Raw genomic sequence first — 19,196 nt, forward strand, 5'->3', positions numbered from 1 at the left:
GGCCGGGTTCATTCCCCGGTGAGGACCTCATTGTCGCCCGACGAGCCGCCCGGGTCGATCCCGGAGCCGTCCGGGGCGTCATGCCCGGACACGTTCCCGGAGCCGCGGCCCGCCGCGTCGAGGGCCAGAAGGAGCAGCGTCTCCGCCACCACGGCGAGCTCGAAGTCCCCGAGGTGCAGCGACTCGTTCGGGCCGTGCGCCCGGGTGTCCGGGTCCTCCACGCCCGTGATGAGGATGTCGGCCTGCGGGAAGGCGTCGGTCAGGTCGGCGACGAAGGGGATGGATCCGCCGATCCCGGTCTCGACGGCGGGGCGCCCCCAGGCCTCTCCCAGGGCCCAGAGGGCGGTGCGGGCGGCCTCGGACCCGGTGTCGGTCCGGAAGGACCGGCCGGTCTCCTCCACCGTGCAACGCACCCGGGCGCCGAACGGCGCGTGGGCCTCGACGTGGCGGCGCAGTGCCTCCGCTGCCTCCCGCGGATCCTGGCCGGGCGCCACGCGCAGGCTCAGCCTGGCGCGAGCCGAGGGGGCGATGGTGTTGGACGCGACGTCCACGGGTGTCACGTCCATGCCGGTGACGGACAGGGCCGGCCGCGTCCACAGGCGTGAGGCGAGCGAGCCCCGGCCGGCCAGCCGCACGCCGTCGAGCACGGCCGCGTCGGCCCGGAACCGGTCCTCGTCGTAGACCGGGCCGGTGCTGTCCTCGCCGTGCAACCCCTCGACGGCGACGGCCCCGTCCTCGTCGTGCAGCGTGGCGATCAGCCGCGAGAGGAGGGTGGGGGCGTCGAGGACGGGCCCGCCGAAGATGCCGGAGTGCACGGCGTGCTCGAGGACGGACACCTCCACGACCGCACCCACCATCCCCCGCAGGCTCGTGGTCAGGGCCGGCACGCCGACCTCCCAGTTGGCGGAGTCGGCGATGACGATCACGTCGGCGGCCAGACGGTCCCGGTGGGCCTCGAGGAAGGCCCGGAAGCCGGGCGACCCCGCCTCCTCCTCGCCCTCGACGAACACGGTCACCCCCACCCCCGCTCCTGCGCCCCGCAGCGCCGCCGCGGCCCGGAGGGCGGCCACGTGGACCATGATCCCGGCCTTGTCGTCGGCGGCCCCGCGGCCGTACAGCCGGCCGTCGCGCTCCTCGGCCCGGAACGGGTCGGAGTCCCACAGCTCCCGGCGCCCCGGGGGCTGGACGTCGTGGTGGGCGTAGAGGAGAAGGGTCGGGCGCCCCGCGGCGGGTGTCCCACGGGTGACGACGGCGGGCCGGCCCGGCGCGTCCCCGTGCGGCACCCGGAGGACCTCGACCTCGTCCATCCCCGCGTCCGCGAGCAGTCCGGCCACGGCCTCGGCGCCGCGCTCGAGCTGGAGGGGGTCGAAGGACTCCCACGCGATGCCCGGGATCGCGACGAGCTCCACGAGCTCCCGGAGGGTCCGGGGCAGGTCGGCGCGCACGGCGGCGCGCACCTGCTCGACGGTCACGGGGAGGGCGGGCGCGTCCATGCCGCCCAGCCTACGACGGGGCGCGACCGGGGGCACCGCCACGTCGGCTATCCTTGACAGGTGTTTGGACGCAAGAAGGATGCAGACCGCGCGGGCTCCACGTCGGCGACCGCTGAGCCCGCCCGCCCGGAGCCGGAGGCCCCCGGCCCGCGGACCGCGGGCAAGGGCCGGCCCACTCCGAGCCGCAGGGAGCGCGAGGCGGCCCGGCGCCGTCCCCTGGTGCCCGAGGACCGCAAGGCCGCCAAGGCACAGTCCCGGGACGCGAACCGCGAGGCTCGGCTGAAGGCGCAGGCGGGCCTCGCCGCCGGTGACGAGCGCTACCTCGGGCCGCGCGACCGCGGCCCGCAGCGCCGCTTCGCCCGCGACTGGGTGGACTCCCGCTACAACGTGGGCGACTTCCTGATGATCGTCCTGCTGGCGGCCATCCTGGTCCTGTTCTTCCCCAACCCGGTCGTGCAGACCTACGGCGTCTACGTCGTGTGGGCGTTCACCGTGCTCGCCCTCGTCGACACGATCTTCATGACCGCCCGGCTCAAGAAGGCGGCCCAGGCCAAGTTCGGCACCGTGCAGCCGGGCCTGAGGTGGTACGCCTCGATGCGGACGCTGACGCTGCGCCGCACCCGCCTGCCCAAGCCGCAGGTGTCGCGGGGGCAGCGCCCCTCCTGAGTTCCTGTCCCGAGCGCCTGTCCTGGACTCCTGCGGCCGCAACCGCCCCCTGGCCCTCGGGCCCGGGGGCGGTTCTCGTCGTGCACCGGGGACTCGTGCAGCGGGGACTCGTGCAGCGGGGACGGGGCCCGGACCGTCAGGACCGGGAGCCGAGCTCGCGCGCCAGCCCCTGGTTGATCCGCCGCGCCCAGTAGGGCCCCTCGTACAGGAAGGCCGTGTAGCCCTGGACGAGCGTGGCTCCGGCGTCGAGCCGTTCCCGGACGTCCTCGGCCGTGGTCACCCCGCCCACGGAGACCAGGGCGAGCCGGTCCCCCACCCGCTCGCGCAGCAGCCGCAGGACCTCCAGGGAGCGACGTCGCAGCGGAGCCCCGGACAGGCCGCCGGCCCCGCACGCCTCGACTTCGGCGGTGTCCGAGACGAGGCCCTCGCGCGAGACGGTCGTGTTCGTGGCCACGATGCCGTCCAGCCCGAGGTCCAGGGCGAGGTCGGCGACAGCCCGGACGTCCGCGTCCGAGAGGTCCGGGGCGATCTTCACGAGCAACGGCACGTGCCGGTCCGCGGCCTCGTCGGCGGCCGCCCCCACCGCGGCGAGCAGCGGGCGGAGGCTCTCGATCTCCTGCAGCTGCCGCAGGCCCGGGGTGTTGGGCGAGGACACGTTGACCACGAGGTAGTCGGCCAGGGGCGCGAGCGTGCGGGTGCTCTGCAGGTAGTCGTCCACCGCGTCCTCGAGCGGGACGACCTTCGTCTTGCCGATGTTGACGCCGATCACGGGCCGGGCCCGGCCGCGGTGGTCGGCCTCGAGCTCGCGGCGGGCCCGTGCCAGGCGCGGGGCGACGACCTCCGCCCCCTCGTTGTTGAAGCCCATCCTGTTGACGACGGCGCGGTCGGCGACGAGCCGGAACAGCCGGGGCCGGGGATTGCCCGGCTGGGCCTGCGCGGTCACGGTGCCGATCTCGACGTGGCCGAACCCCAGGTCGGTGAGCGCCCCGATCCCCTCCGCGCCCTTGTCGAACCCTGCCGCCAGCCCGAACGGGGAGGGGAACCGCAGGCCCATGGCCCGGACCTCCAGCGCCGGGTCGGGGCGGGTGCAGACCCGCAGGGCGGTGCCGGCCCGCGCGGCCCGCGCCGCCCGGATGCCCAGGAAGCCGGCGCGGTGGGCCCGTTCGGGATCCATCCGGGCGAAGACGGCCTGGAAGAACGTAGGGTAGAAGCGCATGGGCCCAGTCTTCCACAGGGCGCTCCTCCGACCGGGCGGTCCGGGAGGCGCCGCGGCCCGGTGCCGGGACCGCCCGCGCGAGGTGACGGCATGGGATCAGTCCCGGAGGAGTGGGTACCCGACGTGCTGGGGCCCGGGTTCCGCGCGCGCACGGTGCAGCTGGGAGCCTGCTCCGAGCCGCACACCACCGCCACGGTGGTCCGGTACCGCCCGGAGGGCCGCTCGGCGGTCACCGATCGGGTCCGCGACGCGGTCCTGTACCTGCACGGCTGGTCCGACTACTTCTTCAACGCCGAGCTCGCCCGCACCTGCTGGGGCGCGGGCTGGGCCTTCTACGCGCTGGACCTGCACGGCTACGGGCGCAACCTCACCGACGACGTCCTCCGGGACGCGGCCGGGCAGCCGGGGCACACCACGGACCTCGCCGCGTACGACGACGACATCGAGGCCGCGTTCTCGGTCATGGCCGAGGACGGACTGCCCGGCCGGCGGGGCCGGCTCGTGCTGATGGGGCATTCCACCGGTGGGCTCACCGCCGCCCTGTGGGCGGCCCGCCACCCGGGCCGGCTGGACGGGCTCGCGCTCAACGCGCCGTGGCTGGGACCCCACGGCTCCGACGCCGTGGGCGCCGCGCTGCGACCGGTCATGGCGCGTCTCGCCCAGCAGCGCCCGGACCGCGCGGTGCGCGCGCGCCTGCGCAGCCACTACTACCGGGTGATCAGCGAACGCGCGGAGGGCGAGTGGCCGATCGACCCCCGCTGGCGCCCCGAGACGAGCTTCGACATCACCCCCGGCTGGCTCAACGCCGTCCTCCAGGCCCAGCGTGTGGTGGCGGAGGGCCTGGAACTCGACGTTCCCGTGCTGGTCCAGGCCTCGGCGCGCTCGTGGATCCGCCCCTGGTGGTCCGAGCGGATGCGCACGGCGGACACCGTGCTCGACGTCCGCCAGATCCGGCGGCACACCCGGGACCTCGGACCGCACGTCACGGTGCGCTCCTACGAGGGGGCGGTGCACGACGTCCACCTCTCCCGGTGGCCGGTGCGGCGGGCCACGCAGCGGGACCTGGTGGCCTGGCTGCGCTCCGTCCGGCGGACCCGCCCTCAGGCGGGGGTGACCGGTCCCCGGACCCGGTCGACCGCGCCCCCGTACCGGCGGTCCCGGCGGGCGTAGACCTCCACCGCCTCCCACAGCGTGCGGCGGTCCACGTCGGGCCACAGCACGTCCTGGAACACCAGCTCGGCGTAGGCCGACTGCCACAGCAGGAAGTTGGAGATCCGCTGCTCGCCGGAGGACCGCAGGAACAGGTCGACGTCCGGGAGGTCCGGCTCGTCGAGGTAGCGCTGGACGGTGTCCTCGTCGACGCTGCGCGGATTCAGCCGACCGGCCTTCGCGTCGGCGGCGATCGCCGCCGCGGCGTCGGCGATCTCGGCCCGGCCCCCGTAGTTGACGCACATGGTGAGCGTGACGACGTCGTTGTCGCGGGTCGCGCGCTCGGCCTCCTCGAGCCGGTCGATCACCGACCGCCACAGCCGGGGCCGGCGTCCGGCCCACCGGATGCGGATCCCCCACTCCTGGAACGTGGGCAGCTGCCGCGCCATGACGTCCGCGGTGTAGTTCATGAGGAACGTGACCTCGTCCAGGGACCGCTTCCAGTTCTCGGTCGAGAAGGCGTAGGCGCTCACGTACGGGATCCCCATCTCGATGGCCCCGGCCATGACCTCGATCAGGGCGGCCTCCCCCGCCTTGTGCCCCTCGTTGCGCGGCAGTCCCCGCTGGTTGGCCCAGCGCCCGTTGCCGTCCATGACCACGGCCACGTGCCGCGGCACGAACCGCTCCGGGATCGGCGGGGCGCTGGCGCCGCTGGGGTGCGGGGGCGGGGCGGCAAAGCCGGGCATGGTCAGCTCCGTTCCACGAGGCTCAGGGACCGGACGGCCCTCTCCAGGTGCCACTGTACGTAGCTCGCGACGATCCCCGCGGCGGCCCGGCCCGTGCGGGGCTCCGCGGCGTCCACCCGCTCCCAGTCCCCGGTGAGCAGCGCCGCGAGGTGCTCGAGGACGGCCGGGTCCGGGGCCGCCGCCCCGGGCGGCCGGCAGGCCGTGCAGACCGCCCCGCCGAGCGGGGCCGAGAACGCCTCGTGCGGACCGGGGACGCCGCACCGGGCGCAGTCGGTGAAGGTCGGGGCCCAGCCTGCCGTCGAGACCGCACGCAGCAGGTAGGAGTCGAGGACCGCCCCGGGCTCGTGCAGCCCGCGCGCCAGGGCCGACAGCGCGCCCACGAGCAGACGGTACTGCTGGGCGGCGGCCTCGTCGTCGTTCTCCGTGAACTTCTCCGCCGCCTCCACCATGGCCGTGGCCGCCGTGTACTTGGCGTAGTCGGCGGCGATCACCGACCCGTAGCCGCGCCGGCCCAGGGCCTGGGAGACGATGTCGAGGTTCCGGCCCGTGACCAGTTGCAGCTCGGCCACGTTGAAGGGCTCCAGCCGGGAGCCGAACCGCGAGCTCGTGCGGCGCACGCCCTTCGCGACGGCACGGACCTGGCCGTGGTCGCGGGTGAGGAGCACCACTATCCGATCGGCCTCGCCCAGCTTGTAGGTGCGCAGGACCACGGCGTCGTCCCGATAGCTGCGCGATGCGAAGGTCGTCCTGGCCACGGCCCCATTCTCCCACGGGCGGCGGACACCGCGGACGGCCGCGCCGGGGCGGACCTCCGGACGGCGGCGGCCCGCCCCCTCCGCGGGGGTCGGGCCGCCGTGGTCGGGACGCGGGGGCTCAGCGCTGGGCGTCGCGCACGGCCCGGTTCACCGCGGAGACGACCGCCTTCAGCGAGGCGCGGGTCGTGTTGGCGTCGATGCCCACGCCCCACAGCACGCGCTCGCCCACGGCCGCCTCGACGTAGCTGGCGGCCTGGGCGTCGCCACCGGCCGAGAGGGCGTGCTCGCTGTAGTCGAGCACGCGGACGTCCATGCCCTCCGCCGCGAAGACCTGGAGCAGCGCCTCGATGGGACCGTTCCCGTGCCCGGTCCGGTGGTGCTGCACGCCGTCGACGTCGAGCCCGATCTCGAGGGTCGTCTCCCCCTCCTCCTCGGAGCTCGTGGTGATGTTGGTGATCCGGTACCGGCCCCAGCGACCGGGACCGCCGTCGTGGGCGGTCGGCAGGTACTCGTCCGCGAAGATCTTCCACAGCTCGGCCCCGGAGATCTCCCCGCCGGCGGTGTCGGAGTGCTCCTGGACCACCCTCGAGAACTCGATCTGGGCGCGGCGCGGCAGGTCCAGCCCGTGGTCGCTGTTGAGCAGGTAGGCCACGCCGCCCTTGCCCGACTGCGAGTTCACGCGGATCACGGCCTCGTACGTCCGGCCCAGGTCCTTCGGGTCGATCGGCAGGTACGGCACGGCCCACACCATCTCGTCCACCGAGCAGCCCCGGTCCTCGGCGTCGCGCGCCATCCGGTCGAAGCCCTTCTTGATGGCGTCCTGGTGGGACCCGGAGAAGGCCGTGAACACGAGGTCCCCGCCGTAGGGGGCGCGCTCGGGGACGGGCAGCTGGTTGCAGTACTCCACGGTGCGGCGGATCTCGTCGATGTCCGAGAAGTCGATCTGCGGGTCCACGCCCTGCGTGAGCATGTTGAGGCCGAGGGTCACCAGGTCCACGTTGCCGGTCCGCTCGCCGTTGCCGAACAGGCAGCCCTCGATGCGGTCGGCACCGGCCAGGTAGCCGAGCTCGGCGGCGGCCACACCGGTGCCGCGGTCGTTGTGCGGGTGCAGGGACACGACGGTGGCGTCCCGGTCGTAGAGGTTGCGGCACATCCACTCGATGGAGTCCGCGTACACGTTCGGGGTGGCCATCTCCACGGTCGCGGGCAGGTTGAGGATCATCTCCCGGTCCCCGCCGATCTCGAACGTCTCGGCCACGGCGTTCGAGATCCGTGCCGCGAACTCCAGCTCCGTGCCGGTGTAGGACTCCGGGGAGTACTCGTATGTCACCGCGGTGTTCCTCAGCTGCTCCTCGTACTTCATGCACAGCCGGGCACCGGAGAGGGCGATGTCGACGATGCCGTCCATGTCCTGGTCGAAGACCACCCGGCGCTGCAGCGTGGACGTCGCGTTGTAGAGGTGGACGATGGCCCGGCCGGCCCCGTCGATCGCCTCGTAGGTGCGCTCGATGAGGTGCTCACGGGACTGGGTCAGGACCTGGATCGTGACGTCGTCGGGGATCCGGTCCTCCTCCACGAGGCGGCGCACGAAGTCGAAGTCCGTCTGCGAGGCCGAGGGGAAGCCGACCTCGATCTCCTTGTACCCCATCCGCACGAGCAGCTCGAACATCTTGAGCTTGCGGTCCGAGTTCATGGGGTCGATCAGCGCCTGGTTGCCGTCCCGCAGGTCCACGGCGCACCAGCGGGGGGCCTTCGTGATGACCTGGTCCGGCCATGTCCGGTCGGACATGTCGAAGGGGAACTGCCGCTGGTACGGGACGTACTTGTGGGTGGGCATGCCGGAGGGCTGCTGGAGATTGCGCATGGGGTTGGCCTGTTCTGCTCGAGACGTCTGCGGTGGCCGGGCATCAGGAACTCCGCAACGGGAGGCCGGCCACAGGTCGTCGCGTCAGGCCCCGTTGCGGCACGTAAGGAGGAGCATCTCGGTCCGCATGGGACCAAAGTACCACGTGGCGCGGGTCGACCCCCGGGCCGGGGGTCACCAGTCGCCGGCCGCCTCCTGGCAGGTGTGCTGCTCCGCGGTCTGCCCGTGGAGCCCGTCCGGCAGCCTGGCGGTCACGTCCATCCGCTCCCCCTCGCGGAAGTCCCGGCCCACGGAGACCAGCACGCCCGCGACGTCGGTGGTCGGCACGATCTGCGCGGACGGGACGCCCAGCAGCTCGGCGACCTGCTCGGCGGCCCCGTACCAGCCGGGCCCGAAGAAGACCTGCGTGCCGGGCAGCTCGGCCGCCTGCGGACCGCTCTCCACGGGCGCGTACCCCTCGTCCGCCAGCAGCTCGGCGACCTCCGCGTCCCGGTCCCGCACGCCGGAGGCGTTCGAGACGGTGAGCGGGACCGTGGCCGGGGCGACGGCCGACCCGGACCCGGCGTCGGGCCCCGACCCGGGGCCCGTCCCGGCCGAGGGATCCGCTGCGGTGGGGGTGGCGGTGGGCGTGGCCGAGGGTTCCGTGCCGTCGGCGAGTGGACGGTCCTCGCGCAGCGCCTCGAAGAGCTCCTCGGCCTTCTCCTCCTCGAGCCGGAGCCGGTTGGGGTCCGGCTCGTAGGGCTCCGTGGGAACGGTCACGAAGAGCATGCTGGCGAGGTCGATCCCCCGCAGCGCGGTGGCCAGGCCGACCATGGTGGCCACGTTGCCCAGTTCCTCGTCGACGTGCAGGTTCCTGGTGGCGACGTCGGCGATCCGGTACAGGGTGGGCAGGTCCGAGAGCGTGCCCTCCTCCTCGACCTTGCGGGCCAGGGAGGCGAGGAAGGACTGCTGGGAGCGGATCCGGCTCACGTCCCCGCCGTCCCCGAAGGCCGCCCGGCTGCGCAGGAAGGCCAGTGCCTGCTCGCCCTCCACGGACGAGACGCCGGCCGGCAGCTTCAGGCCGGACTTCGGGTCGTCGACGGCCTCGTTCACGCAGACCTCGACGCCGCCCACGGCGGAGGAGAGCTCCTCGACGGCGTGGAAGTCCGCGAGCATGAAGTGGTCGATCTTCAGTCCGGTCATGCGGTTGACGGTGGCGACCGTGCACCCCGGGCCGCCGTTCGCGATCGCGGAGTTCAGCGTGGCGTCCTGCTCCGGGGCGTGCACGCGGCCGGTCTCCGGATCCGTGCACCGGGGGATGTCCGCCACGAGGTCCCGGGGGAAGGAGACGACCGTGGCCCGGCTGCGGTCCTCGGCGACGTGCACGAGCATCATGACGTCCGAGTAGCCGTCGCTGTCCTCCGCGTCGCCGTAGTCCTCGTTGCCCTCCCCGGTGCGCGTGTCGGAGCCCATCACGAGGATGTCCAGCGGGCCGGGCTCGACGGCGGCGGGCTCGTCCCCGAGGTCCAGCGGGGAGGTGTCCAGGTTGGACTGCAGCCGCCACGTCGCCGCCACGCCGAGTCCGAGCACCGCGAGCAGCACCACGACCAGGGCCAGGACCGCCCACCGCTTCCGGGACCGACGCCGGTGGCGTGGGCTGGCGCGGACCTCGGGGGCGTCTGGGGACACGGTGATCTTCTCCTGGGACGGCCGCGGTCACGCGGACCACGGTCGGGCAACGGCGTCCGGTGCGGAACACCGGCAGTCATCGTAGCCGCGCGTCCTGGACGCGCGGTGTGGGCGCGGACCTGCGGTCCCGTCCGGCGGCCGGCTCAGAAGCCCAGGCGCGAGAGCTGCTTGGGGTCCCGCTGCCACTCCTTGGCGACCTTCACGTGCAGGTCCAGGTAGACCTTCGTGCCGAGCAGGGCCTCGATCGCGCCGCGGGAACGCGTGCCGATCTCCCGCAGCCGGGCCCCGCCCTTGCCGATGACGATGGCCTTCTGCGAGGGGCGCTCCACGTAGACGTTGACCCGCACGTCGAGCAGCGGCCGGTCCGCCGGCCGGCCCTCGCGCGGGACCATCTCCTCGACCACCACGGCCAGCGAGTGGGGCAGCTCGTCGCGCACGCCCTCGAGCGCGGCCTCGCGGACCAGCTCGGCGACCATGGTGAGCTCCGGCTCGTCCGTGAGCTCACCCTCGGGGTACAGCGGCGGCGAGACCGGCATCCGGCTGATGAGCAGCTCGGCCAGTGCCTCGACCTGGAAGCCGTCCACGGCGGAGACGGGGATCACGTCCGCCCAGCCCGGCTCCCCGGCGCCGGTCGCGTCCGGCGCGGCGGGGGCCCCGCCGGAGCGGTGGCGGGGCTTGCGCGACTCCCGCTCCTGCCGCACGGCGCGCTCCTCCGTCATCACGGAGCGGCCGAGCTCGGTCACGGCGAGCAGCTGCTCCGTGAGCTCGGCCCGGGAGACGGTGTCCGTCTTGGTGACGACCGCGACCACGGGCTTGTTGCCGGAGGCGGCGAGCTGCTGGGCGATGAACCGGTCGCCCGGGCCGATCTTCTCGTTCGCCGGAACGCAGAAGCCGATGACGTCCACCTCCGCGAGGGTGTCGGCCACGAGGTCGTTGAGCCGCTGTCCCAGCAGGGTCCGGGGACGGTGCAGCCCCGGGGTGTCGACCAGCACGAGCTGCCCCTCGGGCCGGTGCACGATGCCCCGGATGGTGTGGCGGGTGGTCTGCGGCCGGGTGGAGGTGATGGCCACCTTCTGCCCGACGAGCGCGTTGGTGAGCGTGGACTTGCCCGCGTTGGGCCGCCCGACCAGCACGGCGAACCCGGCGCGGAACGGCGTCCCGGCGCCGTCCCGCGGGGGGTGGCTCTCGGTGGTCTCAGACATGGGACTCCTCCTCGGACTCCAGTGCGGCGGCGTCCACGGCGGTGGACCCCGGGGGAACCCAGTCCGGGTCCCGGTGGACCTCGAGCTGGCCCACCCTGTTGCGGCGCCCCTCCAGGGTCACGGCCTCGAGGACGATGCCCGCCACGGTGGCCCGCGAGCCCACGATGGGCACGCGCCCGATGCTCTTGGCGAGCAGCCCGCCCACGGTGTCGACCTCGTCGTCCTCGAGGTCCACCCCGAACAGGTCGCCCAGGTCCTCCACGCCCAGCCGCGCCGAGACCCGGTAGCGCCCCGGGGCCAGCTCGGCGACCTCCGGCTTCTCCCGGTCGTACTCGTCGACGATCTCGCCGAGCAGCTCCTCGATGAGGTCCTCCAGGGTGACGAGCCCGGCGGTCCCCCCGTACTCGTCGACGACGACGGCCACGTGGATGGACTCGAGCTGCATCTCGCGCAGGAGCTCGCTGACCTTCTTGGACTCCGGCACGTAGCGGACCTCGCGGGCCAGTTCGCACAGCCCGTCCAGGCGCAGGCCGGTGCCGGAGCGGTGCACGCGCTCCGCCACGTCCTTCTGGTACAGGATGCCCAGCACGTCGTCGGAGCTCTCCCCGATGACCGGGATCCGGGAGTAGCCGGAGCGGAAGAAGAGGTTCAGCGCGTCGTCCACGCTCTCGTCGTCGTCGATGGTCACCATGTCCGTGCGGGGCACCATGACGGCGCGGACGTTCGTGTCGTCGAGGTCGAAGACCGAGTGCAGCAGCTCGGCCTCGTCGTCCTCGATGAGGTCCTGGTCGGTGGAGCGGTCGACGAACTCGAGCAGCTCCTCCTCGCTGAGGAACCCGGGCGCCGGACGGCCGGTGTTCCGGGTCACGGACGAGCCGAGGCGCACGAGGATCCCCGGCACCGGGCCCAGCACGGTGCGCAGCACGCGGACGAGGCCGGCGGTGCGCCGGACGGTGCCGGCGGGGTTGCTGCGCCCCACCTGGCGGGGTGAGACCCCGGCGAGCACGAAGCCGACCGCGGCCATGACCACGGTCGCCAGCAGCCCGGCGAGCCACACGTGGTCGAGCCCGTGGAACATCGCCAGGGCCACGGCGACCGCGGACGCCGTCTCGAACCACACGGACCAGAAGCGCAGCGCCTGCAGGTGGGCGGTCGGCGTGGCGAGCACGCGCGCGGCGGCGGAGCCGCGCTCCTCACGGGCGATGGCCTCGGCCTCGGCCCGCGGCAGGTACGTCAGACCGGTCTCGGCGGCGGTGAGCACGAACGCCGTGCACAGGAACACGAACGCCGCGACGATCAGGACGGCAGTGGTCATCCGGCGCTACTCCATGGTCTCGACCGGCGCGGGCCGGCCGAGGAAGTCGGTGAGCAGGTCCCGCTGCAGGGCGAACATGATCGCGCGCTCCTCCGGCCCGGCGTGGTCGTGGCCGAGCAGATGCAGGATCCCGTGGGTGGTGAGCAGGCACAGCTCGTCCGCGACCGGGTGACCGGCGGCCTCGGCCTGACGGCGGGCGACGGTCGGGCAGAGCACCACGTCCCCCAGGGTGCCCTCCGTGAGCTCCTCCGGGGTGCCGGGACGGAGCTCGTCCATGGGGAAGGACATGACGTCCGTGGGCCCCGGCAGGTCCATCCAGTCCACGTGCAGGCGCGCCATCTCCTCCTCGTCGACGACGGCGACGGACAGCTCGGCGTCGGGGTGGACGTGCAGCCGGGCCAGGACGTGCTCGGCCAGACGGCGCAGGAGGTCGACGTCGACAGCCGCCCAGGCCTCCCGGTCGGCCTCCGGGACGTCCGCGGGCGCGGCGTGCAGGTCGATCTCGACGGCCATCAGGCCTCCTCCCCGCCCTGCGGGGCGGCGCGGCCCGGAGCAGCGTTCCGCGGTTCGCCCGCCGAGGCGCGCGCCGTCCTGGCGCCCTCCTTGCGCTGCCGGCGCTCGGTGCGTCGCCGGTTGGTCGTGTCGAACGTGTCGTAGGCGTTGACGATGCGGCTGACCAGCTCGTGGCGCACGACGTCCTCGGAGGTCATCTCCGTGAACGCGACGTCGGCCACGCCGCCGAGCACGTGCTGGACCTGGCGCAGCCCCGAGGAGGTGCTGCCGGGCAGGTCCACCTGGGTGACGTCCCCGGTGACGACCATCTTCGAGCCGAAGCCGAGCCGGGTGAGGAACATCTTCATCTGCTCCGGCGTGGTGTTCTGGGCCTCGTCGAGGATGATGAAGGCGTCGTTGAGCGTCCGCCCGCGCATGTAGGCCAGGGGCGCGACCTCGATCGTGCCGGCCTCCATGAGCCGGGGGATCGACTCGGGATCCATCATGTCGTGCAGGGCGTCGTAGAGCGGGCGCAGGTACGGGTCGATCTTCTCGCTGAGGCTCCCCGGCAGGAAGCCGAGCCGCTCCCCCGCCTCCACGGCAGGGCGGGTCAGGATGATCCGGGAGACCTCCTTGGCCTGCAGCGCCTGCACGGCCTTCGCCATCGCCAGGTAGGTCTTGCCGGTGCCCGCGGGGCCGATGCCGAACACCACGGTGTGCTCGTCGATCGCGTCGACGTAGGCCTTCTGGCGCAGCGTCTTGGGCCTGATCTTGCGGCCGCGGCTCGAGAGGATGTTCTGGGTCAGGGCCCCGCTCGGCCGGGCCGAGAGGTCCCGTCCGATGATCTCCAGCAGCTGCCCGATGACCTGCGGGGTGATCGTGGTCTCGCGCCCGGCGAGGACCTTGAGCTCCTCGAACAGCGTCGCGACGATCCGCACGGGCCCGCCGGGACCCTCGAGGCCGAGCTCGAGGCCGCGCGGGCCGGTGACGAGGCCCGGGAAGGCGGCCTCGACCTGGCGCAGGTTCTCGTCCCCTGGGCCGAGGCAGCGGACCATCGTCTCGCGGTCGGGAAAGGTGATGGCGGTGCGTGCCGTCAGGGGGTGCGTGGTGCCGGGCAGCGTCTCAGTCATGGGTCCGGCCCCTCGGGGCCGTGCTCTCGCTCTCTCGTGACGGACGCCGGTCGCAGGTGTGGTGGACGGGCGCTCCGGGCGTCCACGGCGCGGCTCGTCGTCCTTCCAGGGTACCGCGCGGGCGGGCCCCCGCGACGCGCCGGGTGCACATTCCGATTTGGTATCGGTCACCCCGAGGAGGCCCTTCCGGCTGTGGACGCCGTCGTCCGCTGTGCTGGAATGGTCGGGTCCTTCGGCCGGGGGACGCCGGCCGCCCCCTGGCCGCACGTTCCGCCCCCGCGGATCCCGGAAAGCAGAGGTGCTCGTCCCGTCATGCCCACCCCCCACCCGCGGCGGCGCGCCACGCCCGCCGGCGCGCTCGTGCCGGCCGTGGCGTGCGCGCTCGTGCTCGCCGGATGCGGCGCGGGGGGCGACGGGGTGCTGGGCGGTGCCCGGCCGGCCACGGGCACCGAGCCCGTCGCCGCCGCGACGGTGAGCGTCGCTAACGGGACGGTGGCCACGACCCAGCTGCCCGTGTACTGGGTGGGCGACGTCGACGGCGAGCAGGTGCTCTTCCGGGAGTTCCGCGACGACGACGAGGACCCCGGGGCCGCGGATCCCATCGCCGCCGCGGCCGAGCTGATGACCTCGGCCAGGCCCGGGGACCCGGACCAGAGGACCCTGTGGTCCCCCGTCGACGAGGTCGGCAGCTCGATGACCCCCGACGGGACGATCACCGTGGACATGCCCTCCGAGGCCTTCCGGCCCGGCCTGGGCCGTCACGAGGCGCATCTGGCCCTCCAGCAGCTCGCGCACACCGTGACGGCCGCCGCCACGACGTCCGGGCTGCTGTCCAGGACCTCGGAGCCCCGGGTCGTCGTGCTCGTCGACGGGCGCGCCGGGGAGGTGGTGTTCGGCTCGGTGCGGCTCGACGAGCCCCTGCGGGCCGACGAGCGGCTCGAGGCGCCCGTGTGGATCCTGACCCCCCGGAACGGGGCCCGCACCGAGGGCCGGCTCGTCCTCACCGGGCGCCTGCTCGAGGGGGTCGCCGGCGCCCGGTGGACCGCCAGGGCGAGGGACGGCGGTCCCGCACGGACGGTCTCGACCGGGACGGTCGAGACCGTCCCACTGGACGACGGCTCGGCCGAGTTCCGGGCCGGCCTCCTGCTGCCCCCGGGCGAGTACGTCCTGACGGTCGAGGGCCGCGACGCCGAGGGCCGGCCCGTGCTCGACGACAGGACCGTCGAGGTCCTGCCCCGCTGACCGGCCCCACGCTCGGCCGCGGGGGCGCCGGGTCAGCCCGTGGTGCCCGCCCAGCGGCCGAGCGCCGCGCTGAGCACGGCGAGGGCGGCCGGCCCCGCCGTGGAGCTGCGCAGCACCTCGGGGCCGAGCCGCACGGCCCGTCCGCCCGCACCTGTCAGGGCTTGGAGTTCGTCGGGCCCGATGCCCCCCTCGGGGCCGACGACGAGCACGATCCGTTCCGCGTCCGCCCACGGGGCGTCCCCCTGCCCGGCGAGGTCGGCCAGGGAGGCGGTGGCCTCCTCGTGCAGCACGAGCCCGGCTGTCGCGGGCTGCCCGAGCACGGCCGCAAGCTCCGGGGTGCCGGCCAGCGGCAGGACCTCGGGCCAGAGCGCCCGGCGGGACTGCTTGGCGGCCGCGGCCACGGTGCTCACCCACTTCTCGTGGCTCTTCGCGGCGCGCTCCTGCTTCCACCGCACGATGGAGCGCTGCGCCTGCCAGGGGACCACGGCGTCGACGCCGAGCTCCGTGGCCGTCTCGACGGCCAGCAGGTCGCGGTCGCCCTTCGCGAGGGCCTGGGCCAGCACGAGCCGCGGCCGGCGGGCGGGTTCGCTGACCACCCCCGTGACCCGGACCTCCATGCTGTCCTTCGTCCCGGACAGCAGCTCGCCCACCGCCCGGGTGCCGGACCCGTCCACGAGCTCCAGCCGCTCGCCCGGGGCGAGACGGCGCACGGTGACGGCGTGCCGGGCCTCCGGCCCCGTGACCGTGACCACGTCCCCGGGCCCCGGCAGCTCGCCGGGTCCGACCTTGAAGACCGGCAGGCTCACAGGTCCGAGAACCGGTCCCGGAGCCGTGAGAAGAAGCCCCCGGCGCCCGCCGGCGTGCTCAGGGTCGTGCCCGTCGACTGCTCCTCGCCCCGCAGCCGGGACAGCTGCTCCAGGAGGCGGCGCTGCTCGTCGTCGAGTCCGGACGGGGTCTCGACCTCGAGGTGGACGAACAGGTCGCCCCGGCCGCCCCCGCGCAGCCGCGTGGCGCCGAGTTCGTGCAGGGTCACGGTGTGACCGGTCTGGGTGCCCGGGGGCACGGGGACCTCGCGCTCGCCGTCGAAGGTCTCGAGCGTCACCGTGGTGCCGAGCGCCGCGGAGGTCATGGGCAGCCGCACCCGGGCGTGCAGGTCGTCCCCCTGCCGCTCGAAGGTCGGGTCCGGGTCCACCTTGAGCTCCACGTAGAGGTCACCGTTGGGCCCGCCGGCGGTCCCGGCCTCGCCCTGGCCCGAGAGCCGGATGCGGTTGCCGGTGGAGACGCCGGCGGGGATCTTGACGGTCAGCGGACGGCGATCGCGCACCCGGCCCTCGCCGTAGCACTCGTGGCACGGGTGCTTGATGACCGTCCCGAAACCCTGGCACGTGCCGCACGGGGCGGCGGTGACCACGGTGCCGAGGATCGACTGCACCTGGCGCTGGACCTGGCCGGTGCCGTGGCACACGTCGCAGGTCTCGGGGCGGGTGCCCTCCTGGCAGCACGTGCCGTCGCACGTGGGGCAGACCACGGCCGTGTCCACGGTGATCCGCTTCTCGGTGCCGAACACGGCGTCCTGGAGCGAGACGCGCACGTTGATGAGCGCGTCCTGGCCCTGCCGGGTCCGGGAGGCGGGGCCCCGGCGCCCGGACCCGGAGCCCCCGGCGCCCTGGAAGAAGGTGTCGAAGATGTCCTGGAAGCCGAACCCCGATCCGGGGAAGCCGCCGCCGAACCCGGTGTCCGTGCCGTTCTCGTTGCCCGTGGCGTCGTAGACCCGCCGCTTCTCGGGGTCGGAGAGGACGTCGTGGGCGTGGGAGAGACGCTTGAACTCCTCGTCGGCCCCCGGTTCGGGGTTGACGTCGGGGTGGAGCTTGCGGGCCTTCTTGCGGTAGGCCTTCTTGATCTCTTCCATGCTGGCGTCCCGGGACACGCCCAGGGTCTCGTAGTGATCGCTCACCGTGGTCCGTTCTGTCGAGAGTTCTGTCGAAAGGTCTGTGGAGGAATCTGTGGCGGAATCTGCGGAGGACGTGGTGCCGGGACGTGACGGCGTCTGCGGTGCCCGGGTCAGCCCCCGAGGATACGGGAGAGATAGCGGGCGACGGCCCGCACGGCCGCCATCGTGGACGGGTAGTCCATGCGCATCGGGCCCACCACGCCCACCTTGGACTGGGACTCGGGTCCGTAGCCGGTCGCGACGACCGAGGCCTCGGCGAGCGGACCCTCGGCGTTCTCCGCGCCGATCCGCACGGCCACGCCGCGGGCGTCCTGCTCCATCTCGGAGAGCAGCCGCAGCATCACCACCTGCTCCTCGAGGGCCTCGAGGACCGGTCCGATGCTCAGGTGGAAGTCCCCGGTCGAGCGGGCCAGGTTGGCGGTCCCGGCCATGACCAGCCGGTGCTCGGTGCCCCCGGCGGCCAGGGCCGAGACCGCCTCGGACACGGCCGCCGCGGCGGGCCGCAGCTGCGGGGCCACGGAGTCCGTCATGACGGCCAGCACCTCCGGCACGGCGGTGAGGGGCCGCCCCACGACGGCGGCCAGCACGCGGGCGCGCAGCTCGAGGAGGTGCGACTCCTCGAGCTCCCCGTGCAGCACGGCGACCCTCTGCGCCACCCGGCCGTTGGTGGGGATCAGCACGACGAGCACCTGGCCCCCGCCGACGTCCACGACCTCCACGTGCCGGACGGTGACCCCGGAGGCGTGCGGGTACTGCACCACCGCCACCTGGTGGGTGAGCTGGGCCAGCAGCCGCACCGTGCGCTCCATGACGTCGTCGATGTCCGCGGCGTCGTCGAGCAGGCTCTGGATGGCCCGTCGCTCCGGGCCCGAGAGCGGCTTCACGGCCGCGATCCGGTCCACGAACGTGCGGTAGCCCTTGTCGGTCGGAATCCGCCCGGAGCTCGTGTGAGGAGCGACGATCAGCCCCTCCTCCTCGAGCGCGGCCATGTCGTTGCGCACGGTCGCCGAGGACACGCCGAGCTGGTGCCGCTCCACGAGCGCCTTGGAGCCCACCGGCTCCCGGAAGTGGACGTAGTCCTCCACGATGGCCTGCAGGATCTGCAGTCGTCTCGGATGGTTCACGTCGCTCCTTCCCGGTCGGTCCCGTCTCCTCGGTGCTCCCTGTGCCCGGGAAACTCCCCGCGGCTGGCACTCTGGCGGCCACAGTGCCAGCCGGTCCAGTGTAGCCTCCGTGTCGACCGGGTGGGACGCCCCCCGTTTGGTACGCTTCCGGCTGATCCGCGCCGGGGCACCGGCACCGCGACCGGGAGGACGTCCATGAGCACCTACGGCTGGGGCCCGCGCAGCCTCGACGACGACGCCCTGGCCCGCCGCCGGCCCGCCGCGGCCGAGGTGCCGGCCTCCCCCGGCCTGCTCCTCGAGGACGCCACGACCGGCTGGGTCGGCGCCGTCGTCTCGCTCGAGACGATCGGCGGCGTGCGGGTCATGGGCCTCGAGGACCGCCGGGGCCGCGTCAAGGCGTTCCGGCTCGGACCCGGCTTCCTGCTCGAGGGCGAGCCCGTCGTCGTGGTCGAGCCGCGCACGGCCCCGGCCGCCCGGAAGCCCGCGCGCACCCGGTCGGGCTCCGTCGAGGTCGAAGGCCTGCGCGCCGCCACGGCCAAGGCCTCCCGCGTGTGGGTCGAGGGCTACCACGACGCCGAGCTCGTCGCGAAGGTCTGGGGACACGACCTCGCCGTCGAGGGCGTCGTGGTGGAACCCCTGCACGGCATCGACGACCTGCCGGCCGCCGTGCGGGAGTTCGCCCCGGGGCCGGGGCGGCGGCTCGGGATCCTCGTGGACCACCTCGTCCCCGGCTCCAAGGAGTCCCGGATCGCCGCGGAGACGATGCGCCTGCCCGGCGCGGAGCGCAACGTCCTGGTGCTGGGCCACCCTTACGTGGACATCTGGCAGGCGGTCAAGCCGGCGGTCCTGGGCATCGACGCGTGGCCCGTGGTGCCGCGCGGCACCGACTGGAAGACGGGCACGGCAGCCGCCCTGGGCTGGCCGCACCGCACCGCCGGCGACCTCGGCCGGGCCTGGCAGCACATCCTCTCCCGGGTGGACAGCTACGCCGACCTGGAGCCGGCGCTGCTGGGCAGGGTCGAGGAGCTCATCGACTTCCTCACCGCGCCCGGCGCCTGAGCCCCCGGCACGGCGCCCGGGTCGTCACAAAAGCACACGCGCCCGGGCCGCGGGCGGCGAACGACGTGACCGGCCGGTAGACTCGACCCACGCCGACCACCGACCGCCGCCCCCGAGCGGTCCC

General features: G+C 74.0%; 17 protein-coding genes. 4 read left to right on the top strand and 13 right to left on the bottom strand.

Annotated features, from left to right (window positions below; genetic code table 11):
- Window positions 1–8 precede the first annotated feature (8 nt).
- Window positions 9–1,493: a dipeptidase gene (locus ACH9EU_RS07625; RefSeq protein ID WP_396413338.1), complete on the bottom strand. Its 1,485-nt coding sequence runs from the start codon at window positions 1,491–1,493 to the stop codon at window positions 9–11.
- Between the two features lie 60 nt (window positions 1,494–1,553).
- On the opposite strand from ACH9EU_RS07625, the gene ACH9EU_RS07630 reads away from it, so the two are divergent.
- Window positions 1,554–2,159: a DUF3043 domain-containing protein gene (locus ACH9EU_RS07630; RefSeq protein WP_396413339.1), complete on the top strand. Its 606-nt coding sequence runs from the start codon at window positions 1,554–1,556 to the stop codon at window positions 2,157–2,159.
- A 136-nt stretch (window positions 2,160–2,295) separates the two neighbouring features.
- On the opposite strand, the gene ACH9EU_RS07635 is transcribed toward ACH9EU_RS07630, so the two are convergent.
- The gene (locus ACH9EU_RS07635) at window positions 2,296–3,375 is read right to left on the bottom strand and encodes a quinone-dependent dihydroorotate dehydrogenase (protein ID WP_396413340.1); all 1,080 of its coding nucleotides are present in this window, start codon (window positions 3,373–3,375) and stop codon (window positions 2,296–2,298) included.
- Between the two features lie 90 nt (window positions 3,376–3,465).
- Between ACH9EU_RS07635 and ACH9EU_RS07640 the strand changes: the two genes are divergently transcribed.
- Window positions 3,466–4,545 carry an alpha/beta fold hydrolase gene (locus ACH9EU_RS07640; RefSeq protein ID WP_396413341.1) on the top strand — a complete coding sequence of 360 codons (1,080 nt, stop codon included), beginning with the start codon at window positions 3,466–3,468 and terminating at the stop codon, window positions 4,543–4,545.
- On the opposite strand, the gene ACH9EU_RS07645 is transcribed toward ACH9EU_RS07640, so the two are convergent.
- The 8 genes from ACH9EU_RS07645 to ACH9EU_RS07680 form a co-directional block, all read right to left on the bottom strand.
- A complete protein-coding gene (locus ACH9EU_RS07645; RefSeq protein WP_396413342.1) occupies window positions 4,476–5,270 on the bottom strand; it encodes an isoprenyl transferase in 795 nt (264 codons plus the stop codon). The genes ACH9EU_RS07640 and ACH9EU_RS07645 overlap by 70 nt on opposite strands.
- A gap of 2 nt (window positions 5,271–5,272) precedes the next feature.
- A complete protein-coding gene (gene recO, locus ACH9EU_RS07650) occupies window positions 5,273–6,025 on the bottom strand; it encodes a DNA repair protein RecO (RefSeq protein ID WP_396413343.1) in 753 nt (250 codons plus the stop codon).
- 118 nt (window positions 6,026–6,143) lie between these two features.
- Window positions 6,144–7,889 carry a 2-isopropylmalate synthase gene (gene leuA / locus ACH9EU_RS07655; protein ID WP_396413344.1) on the bottom strand — a complete coding sequence of 582 codons (1,746 nt, stop codon included), beginning with the start codon at window positions 7,887–7,889 and terminating at the stop codon, window positions 6,144–6,146.
- Between the two features lie 174 nt (window positions 7,890–8,063).
- A complete protein-coding gene (locus ACH9EU_RS07660; RefSeq protein WP_396413345.1) occupies window positions 8,064–9,557 on the bottom strand; it encodes an LCP family glycopolymer transferase in 1,494 nt (497 codons plus the stop codon).
- A gap of 143 nt (window positions 9,558–9,700) precedes the next feature.
- Window positions 9,701–10,759, bottom strand: coding sequence for a GTPase (locus tag ACH9EU_RS07665; RefSeq protein ID WP_396413346.1), 1,059 nt, complete (start codon window positions 10,757–10,759; stop codon window positions 9,701–9,703).
- The gene (locus ACH9EU_RS07670; protein ID WP_396413347.1) at window positions 10,752–12,074 is read right to left on the bottom strand and encodes a CBS domain-containing protein; all 1,323 of its coding nucleotides are present in this window, start codon (window positions 12,072–12,074) and stop codon (window positions 10,752–10,754) included. The genes ACH9EU_RS07665 and ACH9EU_RS07670 overlap by 8 nt, the downstream gene beginning before the upstream one ends.
- Before the next feature lie 6 nt (window positions 12,075–12,080).
- Window positions 12,081–12,587 (bottom strand): rRNA maturation RNase YbeY, encoded by a 507-nt coding sequence (gene ybeY / locus ACH9EU_RS07675; protein WP_396413348.1) that lies wholly within the window; start codon window positions 12,585–12,587, stop codon window positions 12,081–12,083.
- Window positions 12,587–13,696, bottom strand: a complete 1,110-nt coding sequence (locus tag ACH9EU_RS07680; protein ID WP_396413349.1) for a PhoH family protein — start codon at window positions 13,694–13,696, stop codon at window positions 12,587–12,589. The genes ybeY and ACH9EU_RS07680 overlap by 1 nt, the downstream gene beginning before the upstream one ends.
- 312 nt (window positions 13,697–14,008) lie before the next feature.
- On the opposite strand from ACH9EU_RS07680, the gene ACH9EU_RS07685 reads away from it, so the two are divergent.
- Complete coding sequence (locus ACH9EU_RS07685; RefSeq protein WP_396413350.1) at window positions 14,009–14,938, top strand: hypothetical protein; 930 nt, start codon at window positions 14,009–14,011, stop codon at window positions 14,936–14,938.
- 32 nt (window positions 14,939–14,970) lie between these two features.
- On the opposite strand, the gene ACH9EU_RS07690 is transcribed toward ACH9EU_RS07685, so the two are convergent.
- The 3 genes from ACH9EU_RS07690 to hrcA form a co-directional block, all read right to left on the bottom strand.
- Window positions 14,971–15,744, bottom strand: coding sequence for a 16S rRNA (uracil(1498)-N(3))-methyltransferase (locus tag ACH9EU_RS07690; protein WP_396413351.1), 774 nt, complete (start codon window positions 15,742–15,744; stop codon window positions 14,971–14,973).
- Window positions 15,741–16,892: a molecular chaperone DnaJ gene (dnaJ, locus tag ACH9EU_RS07695; protein WP_396413352.1), complete on the bottom strand. Its 1,152-nt coding sequence runs from the start codon at window positions 16,890–16,892 to the stop codon at window positions 15,741–15,743. Before dnaJ ends, ACH9EU_RS07690 begins: the two co-directional genes overlap by 4 nt.
- Before the next feature lie 107 nt (window positions 16,893–16,999).
- Entirely contained in the window at window positions 17,000–18,013 is a 1,014-nt protein-coding gene (hrcA, locus tag ACH9EU_RS07700) for a heat-inducible transcriptional repressor HrcA (protein WP_396413353.1), read from the bottom strand.
- Window positions 18,014–18,208: 195 nt separating this feature from the next.
- On the opposite strand from hrcA, the gene ACH9EU_RS07705 reads away from it, so the two are divergent.
- Window positions 18,209–19,072 carry a DUF3097 domain-containing protein gene (locus ACH9EU_RS07705; RefSeq protein WP_396413354.1) on the top strand — a complete coding sequence of 288 codons (864 nt, stop codon included), beginning with the start codon at window positions 18,209–18,211 and terminating at the stop codon, window positions 19,070–19,072.
- Window positions 19,073–19,196 lie beyond the last annotated feature (124 nt).

This window comes from Kocuria rhizosphaerae (assembly GCF_044462265.1).
Lineage (GTDB): Bacteria > Actinomycetota > Actinomycetes > Actinomycetales > Micrococcaceae > Kocuria > Kocuria rhizosphaerae.